This is a genomic window from Alkaliphilus peptidifermentans DSM 18978, assembly GCF_900101495.1.
Classification (GTDB): domain Bacteria; phylum Bacillota; class Clostridia; order Peptostreptococcales; family Natronincolaceae; genus Alkaliphilus_C; species Alkaliphilus_C peptidifermentans.
In genome coordinates, this window is the sequence record NZ_FMUS01000032.1 from 25,040 (window position 1) to 45,261 (window position 20,222).

20 protein-coding genes are annotated in these 20,222 nt (G+C 37.5%); all 20 read left to right on the plus strand.

The window, feature by feature from the left end:
* The first annotated feature begins 4 nt into the window (after window positions 1-4).
* The 20 genes from ftcD (at window position 5) to ade (BLP68_RS18505) (ending at window position 20,129) form a co-directional block, all read left to right on the plus strand.
* On the plus strand, window positions 5-910 hold the full coding sequence (gene ftcD / locus BLP68_RS18410) for a glutamate formimidoyltransferase (RefSeq protein WP_091546822.1): 906 nt from the start codon (window positions 5-7) through the stop codon (window positions 908-910).
* 22 nt (window positions 911-932) lie between these two features.
* Complete coding sequence (locus tag BLP68_RS18415; RefSeq protein ID WP_091546825.1) at window positions 933-2,603, plus strand: formate--tetrahydrofolate ligase; 1,671 nt, start codon at window positions 933-935, stop codon at window positions 2,601-2,603.
* 19 nt (window positions 2,604-2,622) lie between these two features.
* A complete protein-coding gene (locus BLP68_RS18420; RefSeq protein WP_091546826.1) occupies window positions 2,623-4,038 on the plus strand; it encodes a dihydroorotase in 1,416 nt (471 codons plus the stop codon).
* A 185-nt stretch (window positions 4,039-4,223) separates the two neighbouring features.
* A complete protein-coding gene (locus BLP68_RS18425) occupies window positions 4,224-4,826 on the plus strand; it encodes a cysteine hydrolase family protein (protein ID WP_091546829.1) in 603 nt (200 codons plus the stop codon).
* Between the two features lie 108 nt (window positions 4,827-4,934).
* Window positions 4,935-5,492: a UbiX family flavin prenyltransferase gene (locus BLP68_RS18430; protein ID WP_091546831.1), complete on the plus strand. Its 558-nt coding sequence runs from the start codon at window positions 4,935-4,937 to the stop codon at window positions 5,490-5,492.
* Window positions 5,493-5,699: 207 nt separating this feature from the next.
* Window positions 5,700-7,058 (plus strand): UbiD family decarboxylase, encoded by a 1,359-nt coding sequence (locus BLP68_RS18435; RefSeq protein ID WP_091546834.1) that lies wholly within the window; start codon window positions 5,700-5,702, stop codon window positions 7,056-7,058.
* A 15-nt stretch (window positions 7,059-7,073) separates the two neighbouring features.
* On the plus strand, window positions 7,074-7,352 hold the full coding sequence (locus BLP68_RS18440) for a BMC domain-containing protein (protein WP_091546836.1): 279 nt from the start codon (window positions 7,074-7,076) through the stop codon (window positions 7,350-7,352).
* Window positions 7,353-7,530: 178 nt separating this feature from the next.
* On the plus strand, window positions 7,531-7,923 hold the full coding sequence (locus tag BLP68_RS18445; protein ID WP_091546838.1) for a hypothetical protein: 393 nt from the start codon (window positions 7,531-7,533) through the stop codon (window positions 7,921-7,923).
* Window positions 7,924-7,948: 25 nt separating this feature from the next.
* Window positions 7,949-8,332 carry a BMC domain-containing protein gene (locus BLP68_RS18450; protein WP_091546841.1) on the plus strand — a complete coding sequence of 128 codons (384 nt, stop codon included), beginning with the start codon at window positions 7,949-7,951 and terminating at the stop codon, window positions 8,330-8,332.
* 11 nt (window positions 8,333-8,343) lie between these two features.
* Window positions 8,344-8,619: a propanediol utilization microcompartment protein PduA gene (gene pduA, locus BLP68_RS18455; RefSeq protein WP_091546844.1), complete on the plus strand. Its 276-nt coding sequence runs from the start codon at window positions 8,344-8,346 to the stop codon at window positions 8,617-8,619.
* A gap of 47 nt (window positions 8,620-8,666) precedes the next feature.
* Window positions 8,667-9,461: a flavoprotein gene (locus tag BLP68_RS18460; protein WP_091546848.1), complete on the plus strand. Its 795-nt coding sequence runs from the start codon at window positions 8,667-8,669 to the stop codon at window positions 9,459-9,461.
* A 26-nt stretch (window positions 9,462-9,487) separates the two neighbouring features.
* Complete coding sequence (locus BLP68_RS18465; RefSeq protein ID WP_091546850.1) at window positions 9,488-9,775, plus strand: EutN/CcmL family microcompartment protein; 288 nt, start codon at window positions 9,488-9,490, stop codon at window positions 9,773-9,775.
* Between the two features lie 19 nt (window positions 9,776-9,794).
* The gene (gene ade, locus BLP68_RS18470; protein ID WP_242877034.1) at window positions 9,795-11,609 is read left to right on the plus strand and encodes an adenine deaminase; all 1,815 of its coding nucleotides are present in this window, start codon (window positions 9,795-9,797) and stop codon (window positions 11,607-11,609) included.
* A 93-nt stretch (window positions 11,610-11,702) separates the two neighbouring features.
* Complete coding sequence (locus tag BLP68_RS18475; RefSeq protein ID WP_330389231.1) at window positions 11,703-13,034, plus strand: NCS2 family permease; 1,332 nt, start codon at window positions 11,703-11,705, stop codon at window positions 13,032-13,034.
* 419 nt (window positions 13,035-13,453) lie between these two features.
* Complete coding sequence (locus BLP68_RS18480; RefSeq protein ID WP_091546853.1) at window positions 13,454-14,788, plus strand: 5'-deoxyadenosine deaminase; 1,335 nt, start codon at window positions 13,454-13,456, stop codon at window positions 14,786-14,788.
* A gap of 47 nt (window positions 14,789-14,835) precedes the next feature.
* Window positions 14,836-15,720, plus strand: coding sequence for an FAD binding domain-containing protein (locus BLP68_RS18485; RefSeq protein ID WP_091546856.1), 885 nt, complete (start codon window positions 14,836-14,838; stop codon window positions 15,718-15,720).
* A complete protein-coding gene (locus BLP68_RS18490) occupies window positions 15,717-16,199 on the plus strand; it encodes a (2Fe-2S)-binding protein (protein WP_091546858.1) in 483 nt (160 codons plus the stop codon). The genes BLP68_RS18485 and BLP68_RS18490 overlap by 4 nt, the downstream gene beginning before the upstream one ends.
* Complete coding sequence (locus BLP68_RS22355; RefSeq protein ID WP_091546861.1) at window positions 16,196-17,452, plus strand: xanthine dehydrogenase family protein molybdopterin-binding subunit; 1,257 nt, start codon at window positions 16,196-16,198, stop codon at window positions 17,450-17,452. The genes BLP68_RS18490 and BLP68_RS22355 overlap by 4 nt, the downstream gene beginning before the upstream one ends.
* A 1-nt stretch (window position 17,453) precedes the next feature.
* A complete protein-coding gene (locus tag BLP68_RS22360) occupies window positions 17,454-18,398 on the plus strand; it encodes a xanthine dehydrogenase family protein molybdopterin-binding subunit (protein ID WP_330389232.1) in 945 nt (314 codons plus the stop codon).
* 153 nt (window positions 18,399-18,551) lie between these two features.
* Complete coding sequence (gene ade / locus BLP68_RS18505; protein WP_330389234.1) at window positions 18,552-20,129, plus strand: adenine deaminase; 1,578 nt, start codon at window positions 18,552-18,554, stop codon at window positions 20,127-20,129.
* Window positions 20,130-20,222 lie beyond the last annotated feature (93 nt).

Below are 20,222 nucleotides of genomic sequence, written 5' to 3' on the forward strand. Positions count from 1 at the left end.
TATTATGACAGAAAAGCAATATGTGTTAGCGGTACCAAATTTTAGTGATGGAAGAAGAAAAGAGGTTATAGAAGCAATAGTTGAACCATTAAGGAATGTAGAGGGAGTTAGCCTTGTAAGCTATGAGCCCGAACATGATTTCAACAGAACTGTTGTAACAGTTATTGGCGAACCAACACCATTAAAGGAAGCTTTACTTAATATGGCTCAAAAGAGCTACGAGCTAATCAATATGGAGGAGCAACAAGGTACTCATCCACGAATTGGGGCTCAAGATACCATACCTTTATTCCCATTTAAAAACATAACAATTGAAGAGTGTGTAAAATTAGCTGAAGAAATTGGTGAAGAGGTATACAAAAGATTTGAAGTTCCTGTATTTTTTTCAGGTCAAAATTCACGCAATGAAGATAGAAAGGCCCTTTCATTTATTCGTAAAGGACAATATGAAGGCTTAAAGGAAGTTGCCCATACAGATGAAAGAAAACCAGATGTAGGACCAGCTGCACTGCATCCAACTGCAGGAGCTACAATTGTAAGTGCAGATTTAGAAGGCTTAACTGCCTATAACGTATTTTTAGCAACAGAAGACTTAAGTATTGCTAAAAATATAGCTAAGGGAGTAAGAGGTCCTAGTGGTGGATTTTCAACAGTTAGAGCTGTAGGCATTAAGTTTCCTGAAAGAGAAGGTGTTGTAGTTTCTATGAATATGTTTGATTGTGGAGCTACACCTTTATATAGGGCTTTTAATTTTGTTAAACAAGAGGCTGCCAGATATGGTGTAGCAGTTACTGGATCAGAAATTGTTGGACCAGTAAAGCTTGATTATCTTTTAAATTCTTTAGAGTATTATCTTGGACTAGAAAACTTTAGAAAAGAGCAAATACTAGAAACTCATTTGATGAAATAACACTTAGGGGGTAGTGCAGCATATGAAAACGGATGTACAAATAGCACAAGAAGCGAAAATGAAACCAATTACTGATATAGCCCATGATTTAGGAATACAAGAGGATGAACTTGAATTATACGGTAAGTATAAGGCTAAGGTGTCATTAGATGTATTTAAGAGACTTGAAAATAAACCGGATGGGAAATTAGTACTTGTTACTGCAATTAATCCAACACCTGCGGGTGAAGGGAAAACAACAACAAATATAGGGTTAAGTATGGGGTTAAATAAAATCGGTAAGAAAACGATTACAGCCTTAAGAGAGCCTTCACTGGGACCTTGCTTCGGAGTAAAGGGTGGAGCAGCAGGTGGCGGTTACGCTCAGGTGGTACCTATGGAGGATATTAACCTACATTTTACTGGTGATATTCATGCCATTACAACAGCCCATAACTTAATGGCTGCTCTACTGGACAATCATATTCATCAAGGTAATAGCTTAAACATTGATACTAGAAGAATAGTATGGAGAAGAGTCTTAGATATGAATGATCGTGCCCTGAGAAATACTGTGGTGGGGCTAGGAAATAGAGGAGATGGAGTACCAAGACAGGATGGATTCGACATCACAGTAGCTTCGGAGATAATGGCTATTCTATGCTTAGCAACTAGTATGGAAGACTTAAAGGCAAGGATTGGAGATATGATTGTTGCATATAATATGGATAATGAGCCTGTTACAGCAAAAGATTTAGAAGCAACTGGGGCATTAACATTATTGCTTAAAGATGCAATTAAACCTAACTTAGTACAAACCTTAGAGAACACTGCTGCCTTTATTCATGGTGGCCCATTTGCCAACATTGCCCATGGCTGCAACAGTGTTATGGCAACGAAGCTAGCTCTAAAGCTTGCAGACTACGTCGTTACAGAGGCTGGCTTTGGAGCTGACCTAGGGGCTGAAAAGTTCTTCGATATTAAATGCCGTTTTGCAGAATTAAAGCCAGACTGTGCAGTAATAGTTGCTACTGCAAGAGCTTTAAAAAACCATGGTGGAGTTCCTAAAGCCAACTTAAATACAGAAAATCTAGAAGCATTAGAGATAGGCTTTGGAAACCTAGAAAAGCACATCGAAAATGTACAAAAGTTTGGTGTCCCAGTAGTAGTGGCAATTAACAAATTCCCTACTGATTCAGAAGCCGAGCTAAAGTTAATTTTCGATAAGTGTCAGGCGTTAGGTGCTGAGGTAGTCTTATCAGATGTATGGGCTAACGGTGGAGATGGTGGCGCAGAAATGGCTAAAAAGGTTGTTGACACAATTGAAAAGAAGCCGTCAAACTTCAAACCACTTTATGATGTTGAGCTTTCTATCGTAGAAAAAATCGAAAAAATTGCAACAGAGGTTTATGGTGCTGATGGAGTTGAATTTACAAAAAGCTGTGAAAATCAAATAAAAAATATTGAAAAGCTTGGCCTTGATAAGATGCCAATCTGTATGGCTAAAACACAGTATTCACTATCAGATGATCCAACATTACTAGCAAGACCAAAGGGCTTTAAGGTTGTAGTGAGAGAGATTCGAATTTCAGCAGGAGCAAAGTTTTTAGTTGCTTTAACAGGAGACATCATGACTATGCCTGGTTTACCAAAGGTTCCAGCAGCAAATCATATGGACATTACAGAAGATGGCGAGATTGTAGGTTTATTTTAAAAAATAAGGAGGCTTTTATATGAAGTATGATGTAGTAGTTAAAAATGCAAAGATACCACAGGGTGACGAAACAGTTATGACCCATATACTAGTAAAGGATGAAAAAATTGCAGGCTTTGTTACTAATTTAGATGGTATAGAATATAATAGTGAGATTGATGCAGAAGGAAACCTAACGTTACCAGGCTGCTTTGACTCACACACACATTTCATGGATCCTGGATTTACCCATAGAGAAACATTTTTAACTGGTTCCTCTTCTGCTGCAGCTGGTGGACTTACAACAATTATGGATATGCCATGCTGCTCTAAGCCATCTGTTAGAGGTGTTGAGGAGTTAGAATCTAAGCTTAATGCAATTAAGGATCAAGCAGTTATAGACTATGCTATGTGGGGTGGAGTAACTGGCGAAGATATTAGAGCTGGAAAAAAGCATATCATTAAAGAGCAAGCAGATTATGGAGTTTGTGCATTTAAAGTTTATATGACTCCATCAGTACCGACATATGAAAGAGTAAATGATCCTGAAATGCTTGAAGCCTTTAGATGGGTTGCTGAAACTGGCGTTCCTGTAGGAATTCATGCAGAGAACTTTGCTATGTGTGATTACTTTGTAAAGAAGTTTCAAAAAGAAGGAAGAACTGATGGCCCAGCTTGGGCAGAAGCAAGATTAGTAGAAGCAGAGCAGTCAGCTATCGAATTGGGAATTAATTTCGCTAAGTCATCAGGAGCAAGACTCCACATTGTTCATATGAGTTCAGGAATAGGTGCAAAGCTAGTAGGAGAAGCAAAGAAGAAGGGACTTGATGTTACTTCTGAAACTTGCCCCCACTATTTAATGCTTAACTACCAAGATGCAATGACAGAGCATAAACAATTTGCTAAAATAGCACCACCTCTAAGAACTAAAAAGGACAATGAAGAGCTTTGGGAAGGGTTACAAAATGGTAGCGTAGATTTCATGGCTACAGATCATGCTCCATATGAAATTGAAACAGAAAAGGATGCACCAGGTATGGACATTTGGACTGCTTTCCCAGGAATCCCAGGAGTAGAAACTTTAGTTCCAATTTTAGTTAGTGAAGGTTATAATAAAGGAAGATTGACTCTAGGTAGATTGGTAGAAGTTTTAAGTTCAAGTCCTGCTAAGATGTATGGTTTGTACCCAAAGAAGGGTGCCCTAATGATAGGCTCAGATGCGGATTTCACCATAATAGATCTTGAAAGAGAATGGACTATAGATCAAAAGAAGACTGAATCAATGGCTAAGTACAACCCGTTACATGGAATTAAGCTAAAGGGTAAACCAGTTAAAACTGTTGTACGTGGGACTGTAGTATATGACGACAAAGAAGGCGTTATTGGAAAACCAGGATTTGGACAATTTGTAAAGAGACAAAGAATTCAAAAGCTTGAAAGAACTATAAAATATTAATAATAAAAAAAATAAATGCTTCATGGAGAGACAATAAAATTAAGACTGATAAGATTATTTAACTCCGACATGCAAAAAGAAGCCCTGCGATTTAAGTTAATATAGTAATACGTGCGATTGCTGGGCTCTTATTGCAACCAGGTAGATGAATGATTTTCGACAGTCTATTGAAAGGGAGAGAGATTATGCCAAGACATGCGATATTAGTTATAGATATGTTAAATGACTTTGTGGGGGTAAAAGCTCCACTAAGATGCCCAGGTGGTGAAACTATAATTCCAGATCTGCAAAAATTATTTAAGTGGGTAAGAAGTCGCAAAGACGATGACATTCATTTAATTCATATTCAAGAAGCTCATAGAAAAAATGACGCAGATTTTAGAGTAAGACCGGTTCATGCAGTAAAGGGAACATGGGGCTCAGATTTTATTCCAGAGCTATATCCAGAAGGTGATGAGTATATTGTACCGAAGAGAAGACATAGTGCATTTGCTCATACAGACTTAGATTTGTATTTAAGAGAAGAAAATATAGATACTGTTGTTGTAACAGGAGTATGGACAAATGTTTGTGTTAGAAGCTCTGCAACAGATGCACTAGCCAATGCTTACAAGGTTATAACACTAAGTGATGGCTGTGCTTCTAAAACAGAAGAGATGCATTTAAATGGTTTAAAGGACCTTAGCATTTTCACAAAAATAATGACAATTGATGATTATATTAATGCTTGGGAAAAGGGTGAAGACCCTTGGATCGGTGGCGGAGACGCTAAGAACGAAGTAGAATAATTATATGCCTAACCTGTCAAAGCAAGCTTAATTTGACAGGTTAAAGGCATTTCATTAAAGTCACAATAGAAATTTACGAAGTAAAACTTTGATAAAGCGGTGATACAAATGAGAATAATTGTGGGTGTAACTGGCGGAAGCTGTGCCATCTATGGTGTAGGCCTACTAAAGGTGCTACAACAGCTTAATATAGAGACACATTTAGTTGTATCAAAAATGGGAGAATATGTGGTCAATCATGAATGTGGAATGGACTTAGCTGAACTAAAAAGCCTTGCTACTGTATATCATGACAATAATGACCTTGCTGCTCCTATTGCAAGTGGTTCCTTTAAAACAGATGGAATGATAATAATTCCATGCTCAATGAGGACATTGGCTGCAGTTGCCCACGGGATGTCAGATAATTTACTGACGAGAGCGGCTGACGTAGTGGTAAAAGAAGGGCGAAAACTGGTTATTGTACCAAGGGAAACCCCATTAAGTGTAATTCATTTAGAAAATATGCTTAAGCTTGCGAGAATTGGTGTGAAAATATTACCTGCAGCACCTGGGTTCTATCATCAGCCCGAAAGCATAGAAGAGATTGTTAGTATTATGGTTGGTAGAGCACTGGATCAATTAGATGTAGAGCACAATCTATTTAAGCGATGGGGAGAAAAGTAGATGACCAAATCTTTGATTTGAGTCAGTCACTTTGGTAGGAATTTGGTATAAAACTTCATTAGCATAATTTAGAGTTTTATGGCAAATTAACTAGCTACCTACAAAAATGTTGAATGTTGAATGTTGCATGTTGAATGTTGCATGATGAATCAGAAGAAAAAAACTGAATAAAATTAAAAATTGATTCTTAAAGAAAGGAGGGAATTGATGGAAACACAAATGCTTCGGGCTGCCATGGATCAATTAAGAAGAAAAGGATACCTGCAAGAATGTAATAAAGAGGTAGATCCTAAATTCGAACTGGGAGCAGTATTAAAATATTATAAAAACGAAGTTCCTATCCTATTTAACAAAGTAAAAGGCAGCAAAGTACCTGTAGTAGGCGCTCTTTTTGGTGAAAGAGACATTTATTACGAAATGCTGGGAATCACCCATGAAGAAAGAATTTTTAGGATAATAGATGCAATTGCAAATCCTAAGCCTACTAAGCTTCTATCTAAAGGGCCAATCATGGAAAACATTATAACACGAAATATTGATCTTCAAAGAATGTTCCCCATACCAACCTTTCATGAAGAAGATTCTTCAAGCTATATAACAGCTGGTCTAGTTGTATTGAAGGACCCTGAAACAGGAAAGAGTCACGTTTCAGTAAGAAGGCTACAGATTAATAAAGGTAATGAAATTAGTATTTTAGTAGCATCACCCCTTGCAACAAAACAATTCTCGGAAATGGAAAAGCAAAACAAGCCATTAGAGGTTGCCATTGTTCTTGGATATGATTATAGTTTATTGTTGGCTTCTCAAATAAGCAGTGAGACCTATGGAGTAGATAAATATGAGGTGGATAGTGCCCTTAGAGGTGAGCCGATAGAGCTTGTAAAGTGTCATAGTATAGATGTTGAGGTACCAGCTTTTTCAGAAATTGTTTTGGAGGGAATTATGCCTCCTAATAAAAGGGAAATAGAAGGTCCCTTCGGTGAACTAATGGGGTATTATGGAGCAGTAGGACCCCACCCAATTGTTGAAGTTAAAACTGTAATGCATCGTAATAATCCCATATTCCAAACAGCATTTCCCTGTAGGGAAGAACATTTATCAAATGGCTTAATAAGAGAGGTAGAGCTATATACTTCAGTTAAATCTCTTGTTGATGTTAAGGATGTAAACGTCACAGTTGCAGGTGGATGCAGATTTCATGCCTTTGTTTCAATAAATAAACGTAGTGATGGTGATGGAAAGAGTGCAATTTTAGGAGCATTAGCCAGCAGTAAAGATGTTAAGCATGTAGTTATTGTAGATAATGATGTAGATATATATGATCCTAGCGATATTGAGTGGGCAATTGCTACTAGAATGCAGGCCTCACAGGATTTAGTTATTATACCAGGAGCTTTAGGGTCAGGATTAGAGCCATCTCATACCTTAAGGGGTGTAACTGATAAAGTAGGAATAGATGCAACTAGACCATTAGGAGATGCAGCTAGAAGATTTGAAAGGGCCATTATCCCTGGATATGAAGATATAGATATAAAAAAATACCTTCCAGGGTTTAAATTAAAGTAAGGGTGGTAATGCAGTATGAAGCAAGCTTTAGGATTTATCGAAACAAGAAGCCTAGTAGCTGCAATACAGGCTGCTGATACTATGGTAAAATCTGCTGATGTTACAATTGCTGATTTCAACTATGTAGGCTCAGGTATTGTAGCAGTTGTTGTGGCGGGAGAAGTAGCAGCGGTACAAGCAGCAGTTGCAAATGGCATAGAGACAGCTTCTGAAATAGCTGAGATTATCTCTTCCAATGTTATTGCAAGACCCCATGATGAGGTAGACAAACTACTAGTACCTCATCACAATTAAAACTTAGGTTATTCCCTTAGGAAAATTTTCATAGAGGAAGGCGGAGGAATGAGGAATACCGTTACGTATTCCGATTAACTACAACGATGCTATTTGGAAATTTAACGAGAGAGATCTTATGAGTTTAATTGAGATGCGGTACTATAATAAGTAAGTATAGTAAATGGTGGTGATAGGTTTGGCAAATCCGTTAACAAGGGTCATAATGAATAATATTGCTGGTAAAACCTTGAGTAGTAACAATAACACCAGCAATACCAAAAAAGTAACTAACTTGAAGGAACAAGAAGAAAAATTATTGGTTGACCTGATTTATAAAGAAAGAAAAATTGAAGGCTTTAGGGATAAGGGACCTTCAGTGAAATCAGTGCAGCAGGTTAAGTACACTTCATTATCAGAGCTTGCAGCTAAATCAGGAAAAATTGATGAAGAGAGAGACGATAAAGAGGCGAATATAAAAAGTAATCCTCCTGAAAACAAAGAGGCTTATGTAAAAAAACATGTAAATACAGGGACCTATATTGATTTGAAGTCCCTTCAATCCTTAGGGAATAAGGGTTCTTCAAGATAGTGAACTGTAAATAGGAGGTGTGTTAATGAGGGCAGCATTGGGATTGATTGAAGCAGTAGGCTTAACAACTGCTGTAACAGCCCTTGACGCAGCCAGTAAGGCTGCTGATGTTAAACTAGTGGGATATGAGAAGGTTATTGGTGCCGGTAAGGCAATAAGTGTTACTGTTCAAATCGCTGGTGATGTTGCAGCAGTTAAAGCAGCAGTAGAAGCAGCAGAAACTGCAGCAAGAAAGGTAGGAATTATTTTATCAAGTCACGTAATTCCTAGACCTCATGAAGAGATCGATTTATTAATTAAAGCCTTCGAGAAAAACTTAAAAAACAAAAAAACTGCTGATACACCGGCAGAGAATAAATCACAATCAAAGGTTAAAAAATCAGACAAAAATAAAGAAAATAAAGAATAGGAGGAGTTAAAATGAGTCAAGCATTAGGTATGGTTGAAACAAAAGGATTAGTTGGAGCAGTAGAGGCAGCAGATGCAATGGTTAAGGCTGCAAATGTTACTTTAGTAGGGTATGAGAAAATAGGATTTGGATTAGTAACTGTTATGGTAAGAGGAGATGTAGGGGCAGTTAAAGCTGCTACTGATGCAGGAGCTGAAGCAGCTAGAGCAGTTGGAGAGCTTCATTCAGTACATGTAATACCAAGACCTCATACAGAAGTAGAAAGAGTACTATTAAAGGGAGAATAGTATATCTAATTAATAAACTTCCTACTCGATAAATGAGGAGGGAAATAATGAATCGATATAACCACACTCAAAGAATAATTGAGCATTTAATAACAAAAAACATCAATTCCCTCCAACCAAAAGGGAATAATCATCTTATGGTTGCCTTAACAGGGACTAACATTGGCCTAGATGAGGCTATGCGGGAATTGACTGTGATTAGGAAACAAGGCTTTACAATGGATATTGTGGTCTCAAATAGTGGTGAAGAAATTCTAGATATAAAAGAGATATGTCGTCAGCTTTCTCCAAAAGAAGTGTATACTGAAAACCTTTCATTGATGAAGGAAGGATTTATGGAGGAGATAGATGGAGTAATAGTTCCTCTGGCAACACAAAATACAGCCTTTAAGCTAGTGCTAGGAATTCAAGATCAGCTGATTCCTAGATTATTATGGCAGGCTCTTTGGCAGGGTAAGCCTGTGTGGATGAATTTAGAAGATCTAACGCAGTATAAAGGTTTTCCAACAAAACAGCCCTTCATGCTGGAGAAGGTTAAAGAAAATATAAAGCAATTAGAAAAAATGGGAATTAAGCATTTAAAAAGACCATTTAATATTCAAGAGTTATTATTAGAAATTGAGAATTGTACAAACTATAATATCAATTTAGTCAGTACTACTAATACACTTACAAATAAAGAAACATTTACGGCAGAATATAGTCGCCAGGTAATCACAGAAAAGGATATATTAACAGCTAATACATCATTGGGAGAAATGATAGTGCCAAAAGGTGCAATTGTCACCCCATTAGCTAAAGATACAGCAAAGGCACTAGGAATACAAATTAATAAAAAATAACACTCCAATTTAAAGGAGATGGTACAATGAATATCGGCAGAGTCATAGGAACAGTAGTGGCTACGCGAAAGGATGAAAGACTTATAGGGTGTAAGCTGATGCTTACTCAGCCCATAAATGTTGATGAAGAGCCTGTAGGCGAACCATTGGTTGCAGTAGATACTGTAGGTGCTGGAATTGGTGAAATAATTATATATACAAAAGGTACTGCGGCTAGACATGCAGCTGAAAAGCTTCAATCCCCAATTGATGCAGCTATTGTAGGCATAGTAGACAATATTGATTTATATCGCGATTTAATAAAGAAAAATTGACGGAGGGGGGGAATAGGAATTGTTAGACGCAATGAAGGTAAAACGAGCTATGGAATATCGAGAGCTCATAGACGTATTGATGTCAGATAAGCACTTTGCAGATGTAGTATTGTATCAAGGAAATGTAATAAATGTATTAACAAGAGAAATTTATCAAGCAGACTTAGCTATTAAAGGAAACTATATTTTAATGGTGGGAGATGCTGAAAAATTAATTGGACCGGACACAATAGTAGTTGATGTGAAGGGTAAATATTTATCGCCAGGCTTCATTGATTCCCATATGCACTTTGAAAGTAGTATGTTAACTATAACTGAATTTTCAAGATTATCAATTCCATCGGGAACAACCACTTTGGTTGCTGATCCCCATGAAATAGGTAATGCATTAGGACCAATCGGAATGAAGGCCATGGCAGAAGAAGCAAGTGTAGTTCCTAACCATGTTCATTTAGTTGTACCTGCATTAACACCAGACTGTCCTGGATTAGAGACAGCGGGCTATGATGTAACATCAAAGGATATGGCTGAAATACTTAACTATCCCAATGTTATTGGTATTGGTGAATTGCAGGGCTTCAGTAATGCAAAACACGTATATCGAAATACACCAGAGGTTATTACTGATCTCCTAGCTTCAACAATTTATGCTAGAAGTATTGGTAAAATTGTAGATGGAAATGCTCCAGAGCTTTTTGGTAATGAATTGGCTGCTCATATTATTTCCACTGCTGGAGAATGCTCTTGCCATGAAACAACAACCAAGGAAGAGTGTGTTGAAAAGCTAAGACAGGGTGTATATGTTTTCATGAGGGAAGGATCTACCCAGAGAAATATGGCAGAATGTATCCGAGCAGTAACAGAGGAAGGTCTTGATTCAAGAAGATGTATACTAGCAACCGATGATATGGTGGCAGAGGACTTAGAGAAGCTTGGTCATATGAATGAAATTGTTAAAAGAACCATTGATGAGGGAGTAAACCCAGTAGAGGCAATACAAATGGTGACAATCAATCCTGCAACCTATTTTGGATTAAAGGACAGGGGTATTTTAGCACCAGGAAATTTAGCTGATATTGCAGTTATCAGCGATTTGAATGAAATGAAGGTTGAAGCAGTATTTTTAGAAGGAAAGCTTGTTGCATCACAAGGTCAGCTTCTAATAGATTTACCAAAATACACATACCCAGATAATGTGAAAAACTCTGTAAAATGTAAGCCGATAACGGAAGAAGATTTAAAAATATCTGTCAACGGTAGCGAGGCGACAGTTCGTTGTATAGGGCTAATTCCAGATCAAAATTTATCTGAAAGTTTAGAATTAAGGGTTAAAGCCCAACAGGGAGTGGCACAGCCTGATGTTAAGCAGGATGCACTTCAAATAGTTTGTGTTGAAAGATATGGTAGAAATGGAAGTATCGGAAAGGCCTTTGTACAGGGCTTTGGATTACAACAGGGAGCTTTCGCTGAAAGCGTTGCCCATGATACCCATAATATTATGGCTGTAGGTACAAACCTAAAGGATATGGTGGCAGCAATTAATCATGTTATAGAGATTGGTGGAGGAATCGCAGTAGCGAAAAGTGGTAGAATAATAGAAGATTTAAGACTACCGGTTGGTGGATTAATAACTGATGAATTGACGGGGCCAGAGGTAAGTAGAAAAATTGTTGCCTTAGAGAATACTGTTAAGGATCAATTAGGCTGTAAAGTCCATGCTCCATTCATGCATTTATCATTCTTGGCTTTATCAACAAGCCCTAAATGGAAAATAACAGATCAAGGATTAATTGATGTAAATAATTTTGAAATTTTACCTCCAGTAGTTGAGTAATGGAGGTAGATAAGGGAGGGGGGAATGGAAATAAAGTACAGCTAGGTAGGCATAATGTTGTTAATCATCGCAAACAAAAAAGGGGGTTTTACAGTGAGTTCGAAAGTACAAACGGAAAATAGCTTTTTGGAAAAAACCTTTAAACTGAAAGAACATAACACAAATGTAAAAACAGAAGTTTTAGCTGGTATTACAACATTTATGACAATGGCATATATTCTAGTAGTTAACCCTGACATTCTAAGTGCCACAGGTATGGATTTTAATGCTTTATTTACAGCTACAGCATTGTCTGCAGCAATAGCTACAATTGCAATGGCATTCCTAGCAAACTATCCCTTTGCTTTAGCTCCAGGAATGGGACTAAACGCATTCTTCGCCTTTACAGTTGTTTTGGGTATGGGATATTCTTGGGAATTTGCTCTTACCGCAATTTTGATTGAAGGTATTATTTTCCTACTACTAACCTTCTTTAACGTAAGAGAAGCCCTTGTAAACAGTATACCAATAAACATTAAGCATGCTGTAAGTGTTGGTATAGGTCTGTTTATAGCTTTAATAGGTTTTAAAAACGCTAAAATTGTTGTGGCTTATGATGCTACATTAGTTGCTCTTGGTGATTTGGGTAGTCCTGGAGTACTGTTGGCATTAGCTGGTTTAATTATAACTGGTATTTTATTAGCTAAAAAGGTTAAGGGTGCACTTCTAATAGGAATAGTTGCTACCACAGCTATAGGTATTCCTTTAGGAATTACTCCTATTCCAAGCCAAATAATAAGCGCACCTCCATCATTAGCTCCGATTTTCTTTAAATTTGATTTCAGCAATATTTTTTCTCTTGACATGATTATTGTAGTATTCACATTCTTATTTGTAGACTTGTTTGATACTTTAGGAACTTTAGTAGGGGTAGCCTCTAAAGCAGATATGCTTGACAAAGATGGTAAATTGCCTAAAGCTAAACAAGCTCTATTTGCAGATGCTATTGGTACAACCATAGGTGCATGTTTAGGAACAAGTACAGTTACAACATATGTTGAAAGTGCTTCTGGTGTTGCTGAAGGTGGTAGAACAGGTTTAACAGCTTTAACCTCAGGTGCATTATTTGCATTATCATTATTCCTAGCACCATTATTCTTAATAGTACCATCAGAAGCTACAGCTCCTGTTCTAATTTTAGTAGGTCTCTTCATGATGTCACCTATTAATAAGATTGACCTTAATGACTTTACAGAAGCAATACCTGCCTTCCTAACAATAGTAATGATGCCATTTACTTTTAGTATAGCAGAAGGTATTGTATTTGGTATTATGTCTTATGTATTCTTAAAGCTTTGTACTGGTAAAGGAAGAGATGTTTCAATGATTATGTATGCTTTAGCAGTAATTTTCATATTAAAGCATGTTGTAGAAAAGTTCTTGTAAAAGCTTGATATTTTGTCATTTACTGCTCCCATCCTTTGGGATGGGAGCATATATTTATTTAATAGGAAAGTTCGTCAGAATTTCCTATTAAATACAGGGTTTTTAAGGGGGTTGCCCCCTTATCATAATAAGGAGAGTACAGCGAGGCAATGGTTTCGTTCATTGTGGGTAGCTATCAAGTATTGTGTTAGCAATACTTGATATTGTTGAAAAAGTCAACAATATTTAGATTGTTAAAAAACTTATATATTCGAGGCACAATAAAAGCCGGCGAACGCAGCGTATAGGTAATACGTAAGGGTGCTGGGTTTTTGCAGCAACAAAGAAGATGGGAGTTTTTCAACAGTCTGAAGTATAGCGTTAGCTATACTTGATAGGTGCTCATAAGCACAGGGTAGATTACCGAGGGAGGGCATTCTATGAAAAAACTAATCAAAAATGCGATAATTGTTACCATGAATGAAAAAAGAGAGATAATCAAAGGTGACATCCTTATAGAGGGAGATAAAATCGAAAAGATTGCTCCTACTATAGTGGTAGAGGATGCAGAAGTAATTAACGCCGATGGTAAAGTTGTTATACCTGGACTTATTCAAACTCATATTCATCTAACTCAAACTTTATATAGGGGTCAAGCAGATGACTTAGAGTTATTAGACTGGTTAAAGGAAAGAGTTTGGCCGTTGGAGGGCTCTCATACATCAGAGTCCAATTATGTGTCGGCTAAATTAGGAATTTCAGAATTAATAAAGGGTGGTACAACATCAATTATTGATATGGGTACTGTTAATCATACCGACTCAATATTTGAGGCAATTGATGAGAGTGGACTTAGAGCCCACGCAGGGAAATGCATGATGGATTATGGTGTTGGAGTACCAGCAACACTAATGGAGGATACAGAAGAATCAATTAAAGAGAGTATTAGACTATTAAAGAAATGGCATGGAAAAAGCAATAATAGGATTAACTATGCATTTGCTCCTCGATTCGTTGTTTCATGTACAGAAGAATTACTTGTTAAGGTTAGAGACTTAAGTAGAGAGTATGGTGTTATGGTTCATACCCATGCCTCTGAAAATAGAGGAGAAATAGAATTAGTACAAAAAGATAGAGGAATGAGAAATGTTGTCTACCTTCATAAGCTAGGCCTTACAGGAGAAAAGCTAATTCTTGCCCATTGTATTTGGTTGGATGAAGAAGAAATGAAGCTATTAGCAGAAACAGGAACAAGAATTTCCCATTGTCCAAACTCAAATTTAAAGCTAGCATCTGGGATAGCAAAAATACCAGAGCTACTGGAGATGGGGGCAGTAGTATCTATAGCTGCAGATGGAGCTCCTTGTAATAATAATATGGATGTATTCCAAGAGATGAAAAGTGCAGCCCTTATACAAAAGGCTAGGCTATTAAGTCCCACAGTTATGCCAGCTCAACAGGTATTTGAATTGGCAACTATAGGCGGGGCAAAGGCAATGGGATTAGCAGACAAAATTGGAAGCATCGAAGAAGGAAAGAAGGCAGATGTTGTTATAGTAAACCTAGATAAGCTACATTGCTATCCAAGTGATGAGGTAGATGTAGTATCCCGATTAGTGTATGCAGCACAAGCATCGGATGTTGACACTACAATAATTGATGGTAATATTGTTATGCAGAACAGGCAACTTTTAACTTTAAATGAGAAGGAAATAATGAAGGATGCCAATAGATTGATAAGTCAACAAATAAAGCGTGCTAACGTTAAAAAATAAGAAAAGGAAGCCTAGCTTCCTTTTCTTATAAGGAGGAATGATAATCCATGGAAATTAAAGAAGTTTTCAAGCCCAAAGCTATTGAAGAAGCAATTAAACTTCTAGACCATTATCAAGAAGCCTCAAAGATAATTGCAGGGGGAACAGATTTAATTATTAGTATTAGAGAGGGCAAAGAGCCGGCTCCTGTTATAATTGATGTTTCATCAATAGGCGAAATTAAGGAAATTAATGAAATAGATGAATGGATAGAAATTGGAGCAGGTACTACCTTCACTAATATCACTGAAGCAGCAATACTGCAAGGAAGATATCAAGGATTAATAGATGCTGCCGCTTCAGTAGGATCACCACAAATACGAAATGCTGCAACAATAGGAGGTAATATTTGCAACGCATCTCCAGCAGCAGATTTTATTCCACCACTATTGGCGTTGGATTCATTATTGATAATACAGAGCACAGATCAAATAAGAGAAGTTAAATTGGAAGACTTTTTGAGAGATAAAGGTAAGGTGGCTTTAAGCTCAAATGAAATCCTAACAAAGGTGAAATTCAAGAAGTTAAATAAAGGGCAAGGCTTGGGCTTTAATAAACTTGGACTAAGAAAGGCCTTAGCTATCTCAAGAATATGTACTGCAGTATATTTAGAAGTATCTGAGGATTCTAAATGTAATGAAATGAGAATTGCAAATGGATCCCTAGGTAGATATGGCTTACGAGAAAAAGCTGTAGAGGATTATTTCAAAGGTAGAGCTTTAACTGATGATACTATTCGAATAGGTGGAGGTCTTTTAAAGGATGAAGTGAATAGTCGACTCCAGGGTCGTTCTAGTGCTGAGTTTAAGAGGGAAGCAGTTGATGGGGTATTTACTGTGGCCCTCACCAAAGCAATTGAAAACTGTAGCCATCGGAAGGGAGACCTAATATGAAAAAAATATCATTAAAGATCAACGGAAAAGAATATAATGTTGAAATAGAGAAAGATATGAGGCTTTTAGACTTATTAAGAGACCAGCTACACTTAACCGGTACAAAGGAAGGCTGCGGTGAAGGTGAGTGCGGAGCCTGTACAGTTATTATGGATGGAGTTACAGTAAATTCCTGTATGGTATTGGCCTTTCAAGCAGATGGTAGCGAGATAATCACAATTGAAGGATTAGATAAGGGAGATAAGCTACATCCTATTCAGAAGGCCTTTTTAGATGAAGGTGCTGTTCAATGTGGCTTCTGTATTCCAGGAATGGTCCTTTCAGCCAAGGCATTATTAGATAAAAAGCCTTCACCATCTAGAAAGGAAATAAGAGAAGGTATTTCTGGCAACCTATGTAGATGTACTGGATATAATAAAATAGTTGACGCAATTGATAAGGCTTCCCAATATCTTAAGGAGGAGGGGGAAGAAAAATGAAACTAGAGGTAGTTGGTCAAAGTGTAATTCGAGTTGATGGATTAGCAAAGTTAAGGGGTAAAGCTACCTATCCACAGGATTTATATATGGATAATATGCTATACGGAAAAACCCTTCGATCTATTAAACCCCATGCTAATATTCGTCTGAATATTAGTAAGGCAGAAAAAATGGAAGGTGTAATAAAAATTTTAACCTATAAGGATGTCCCCCATAATCATTATGGTGTATTATTTAAAGATCATGAAGTATTTTCCTCCACTAAGGTTAGGTCCATTGGAGACCCCCTTGCATTTGTTGTTGCAACATCTGATAAAATAGCCACCAAGGCATTGGAGGAAATAGAGGTTTTTTATGAAGATTTAGATGCAGTTTTTGATCCTATTGAAGCTATGCAGGATAATGCTCCAAAGGTTCATGACAAAAGCAATATAGTATATAAATATCAGCTGAGAAAGGGAGATGTAGATAAGGCCTTTCAGCAGTGTGATGTAATAATAGAGGAGGAATATAAAACCTCAATGGTGGACCATGCTTTTTTACAACCTGAGGCAGGCTTAGCCTATCAAGAAAATGAAACATTTGTTGTATGTGCTGCCACACAGTATCCACATTTTGATCAGCTAGAAATAGCAGAAGCATTGGAGGTACCTTTAGAAAAGGTTAGAGTTATTAATCCTGCAGTTGGAGGAGCCTTTGGTGGTCGGGAGGACATAACAATGCAGATTCATTTGGCCTTAGCTACAAAGCTGACTGGTAGGCCAGTTAAAACCATTTATTCCAGACAAGAATCCTTTGTTGCTCATTCCAAAAGACACCCTTTAATTATGAAGTATAAAACTGGGGCCAATAAAGAAGGAAAGCTTTTGGCTATGGAGGCAACAATAGTAGGTGATACAGGAGCATATGCATCCTGGGCAATTAATATATTAAGAAAATCAGGAGTACATGCCACAGGCCCATATGAAATACCCAACGTTAAGGTGGATAGCTATGCTGTATATACTAATAATCCATTTGCAGGTGCCATGAGGGGCTTTGGGGCAACTCAAGTACCAATTGCCCATGAGCAGCAAATGGATATGCTGGCAGAAAAGCTAAATATAAACCCGATAGAATTTCGTTTAATAAATTGTTTTAGGAAGGGCTCAACTACTGCAACGGGTCAGATTCTTGAAGAGAGTATACCACTGGTGGAATGTATTGAAGCGGTTGAAAAATCCCTTAAACAGACAACCCAAGGAGGTGTATAGCATGAAAAAGCGCGGAATTGGTTACGCCAGCACCTTTTATGGAACAGGATATGGAAATGGCTTTCCTGATATTTCTAGAGCTATAGCAGAGCTAGGAAAGGATGGAAATGTATATATATATGTAGGTGCTACTGAGGTTGGACAGGGAGCTAAAACAATCCTTAGTCAAATAGCAGCGGAAGCCTTAGGAATTGATTTTAGTAAAATCACATTTATTTGTGAAGATACCAGTATTACACCCGATGCGGGAACAGCCGCCGCCAGTAGACAGACATATAATACAGGTAATGCTATAAAATTAGCAGCAGAAGAATTAAAAAGAGAAATCATGAATGTAGCTTCTGAGGAGCTAAATGTAAATACTACAAATATTCAAGAATATCTCAAAAAAATAGCTGACATTAAAGGCGATAAGGTTATTCGTAAGGATGGTATATTTACTGCCTCCACAACCGAGATGGATGTAGAGACTGGTCAAGGAAATCCGTATTATCCCTATACCTTTTCAGTCTATGGTGTTGAGGTGGAGGTAGATACTTCAACAGGTATTGTGGAGGTTCTACGTGCTGCCTGTGGTCAAGATGTAGGAAGAGCAATTAATCCTAAGCTTATTGAAGGTCAAATAGATGGAGGCTTTTCAATGGGGCTTGGCTATGCCATCATGGAGGACCTAAATGTTGAAAATGGAAAAATAAAGCACGATAGATTCACCAGTTATTTAATACCGACAGCTTTAGATATGCCAGATATAGATAAAATTATTGTAGAGGACCCTGAATCAACAGGACCGTATGGTGCAAAGGGAATAGGAGAGCCTGTATTGATTGCCGTAGCACCAGCAATACTAAATGCAATATATAATGCAGTAGGAGTACGGATGACTGAAGTACCAGTTACTCCAGAAAAGCTTTTAAAGGCTCTAAGGGAAAAAGAGAGGGGTGCGTAGAAGGGTTATGAAGGAAAGGATAAAAAGAAGAATCGATGTTGCAGCTGGAAGAGAAAAGGCTCAATTGGTTTTAAAAAATGCAAAGATAGTAAATGTTTTTCCCATGAAATAATTGACGGGGATGTAGCTATAGACCAGGGAGAAATTGTAGGAATAGGCTCCTATGAAGGGCTAGAAGAAATTGATATTCAGGGAAGATATATTGCACCTGGCTTAATTGATGGCCATGTACACATAGAATCCTCCATGGTTACTCCAGGACAGTTTGCCCGGGCAATAGTCCCCCGGGGTACAACAACAATCATTGCTGATCCCCATGAAATAGCCAATGTTTGTGGAATAAAGGGAATAGAGTTTATTTTACAGGCCAGTGAAGGGCTACCACTGAATATTTACATTATGCTACCCTCCTGTGTACCTGCAACTTCGTTTGAAAACTCAGGGGCAGTATTGGATGCTAAAGAATTAGCAAAGCTGATAAATAATAAAAGAGTTTTAGGGTTAGGAGAACTGATGGATTACCCCGGTGTAATTTCGTCGGATGACAGCATTCTTGATAAAATAATCACAGCTGGTGAAAAGAAAATTGACGGCCATGGACCTAATATAGAAGACAAAGAATTAAATGCTTACGTGGCAGCAGGAGTAAGAACAGAGCATGAATGCTCTACCCTAGAGGAGATGAAAAACAGGCTAGAATTAGGACTATACATTTTAATAAGAGAAGGCTCGGCAGCGAGGAATCTTGAAGCTTTAGTTCATGGAGTAACAAGAGAAAACTCTAGAAGATGCCTATTTTGCACCGATGATAAGCATCCCGATGATATATTATCCGGTGGTCATATAGACAATAACCTTAGACTTGCCGTTAAGCAGGGAGTGGACCCAATAACTGCAATACAAATGGCAACAATTAATGCCGCTGAATGCTATGGGTTAAAGAATGTTGGAGCAATTGCACCCGGATATTCTGCAGATATAATTGTTTTAGATGATTTAAGGGATTTTCAAGTAAACAAGGTGTTTAAAGAAGGAAAGCTAGTAGCTGAAAATAAGAAGGCAATATTTAAGGTAACTTCCTCCGATTATTCCAGTGTTATAGACACTGTTCGGATGAAGGAAATAAACAAGGAAGACCTACAGGTAGAAGTTAAGTCAGATATAGTTAATGTGATTAAGCTACTGCCCCATAGCCTTGTTACAGAGAAGGCAGTTCGGAAGGTAGAAACAGAAAATGGTGCCTTCAAATATCACAAGAGCTTAGATATACTAAAAATGGCGGTAATAGAAAGACATAAGGCTACAGGAAATATTGGACTTGGGCTGGTAGAAGACTTTAAGCTTAAGGGTGGAGCCATAGCTTCGACAATTGCCCACGATTCCCATAATTTAATTGTGATTGGAGATAATGACGATGATATGCTTCTTGCCATCAATGAGGTTGAAAGAGTAGGTGGAGGTATTACAATTTGCTCAAATGGAGAAGTTTTAAGAACCTTGCCACTACCTATAGGGGGATTGATTTCCGATGGAACTATGGAGGAGGTTAATTTACAGCTTAATGAAATGCTAAATATAGCCTATAATCAGCTGGGGGTTAATAAGGATATAGATCCCTTTATGACACTTTCCTTCCTTGCTCTGCCGGTAATACCAGAAATAAAACTAACAGATGTAGGATTGTTTGACGTTAATAAATTTTGCTTTATGGATTTAAGTGTAACTGAATAGAAGTAAAAGTATTCTATGAAATGCTAAAAAAAAGCTCTTCCCACAAATAAAGGGATGAGCTTTTTTTGATTCAAAATTATTCAGTAACTAATT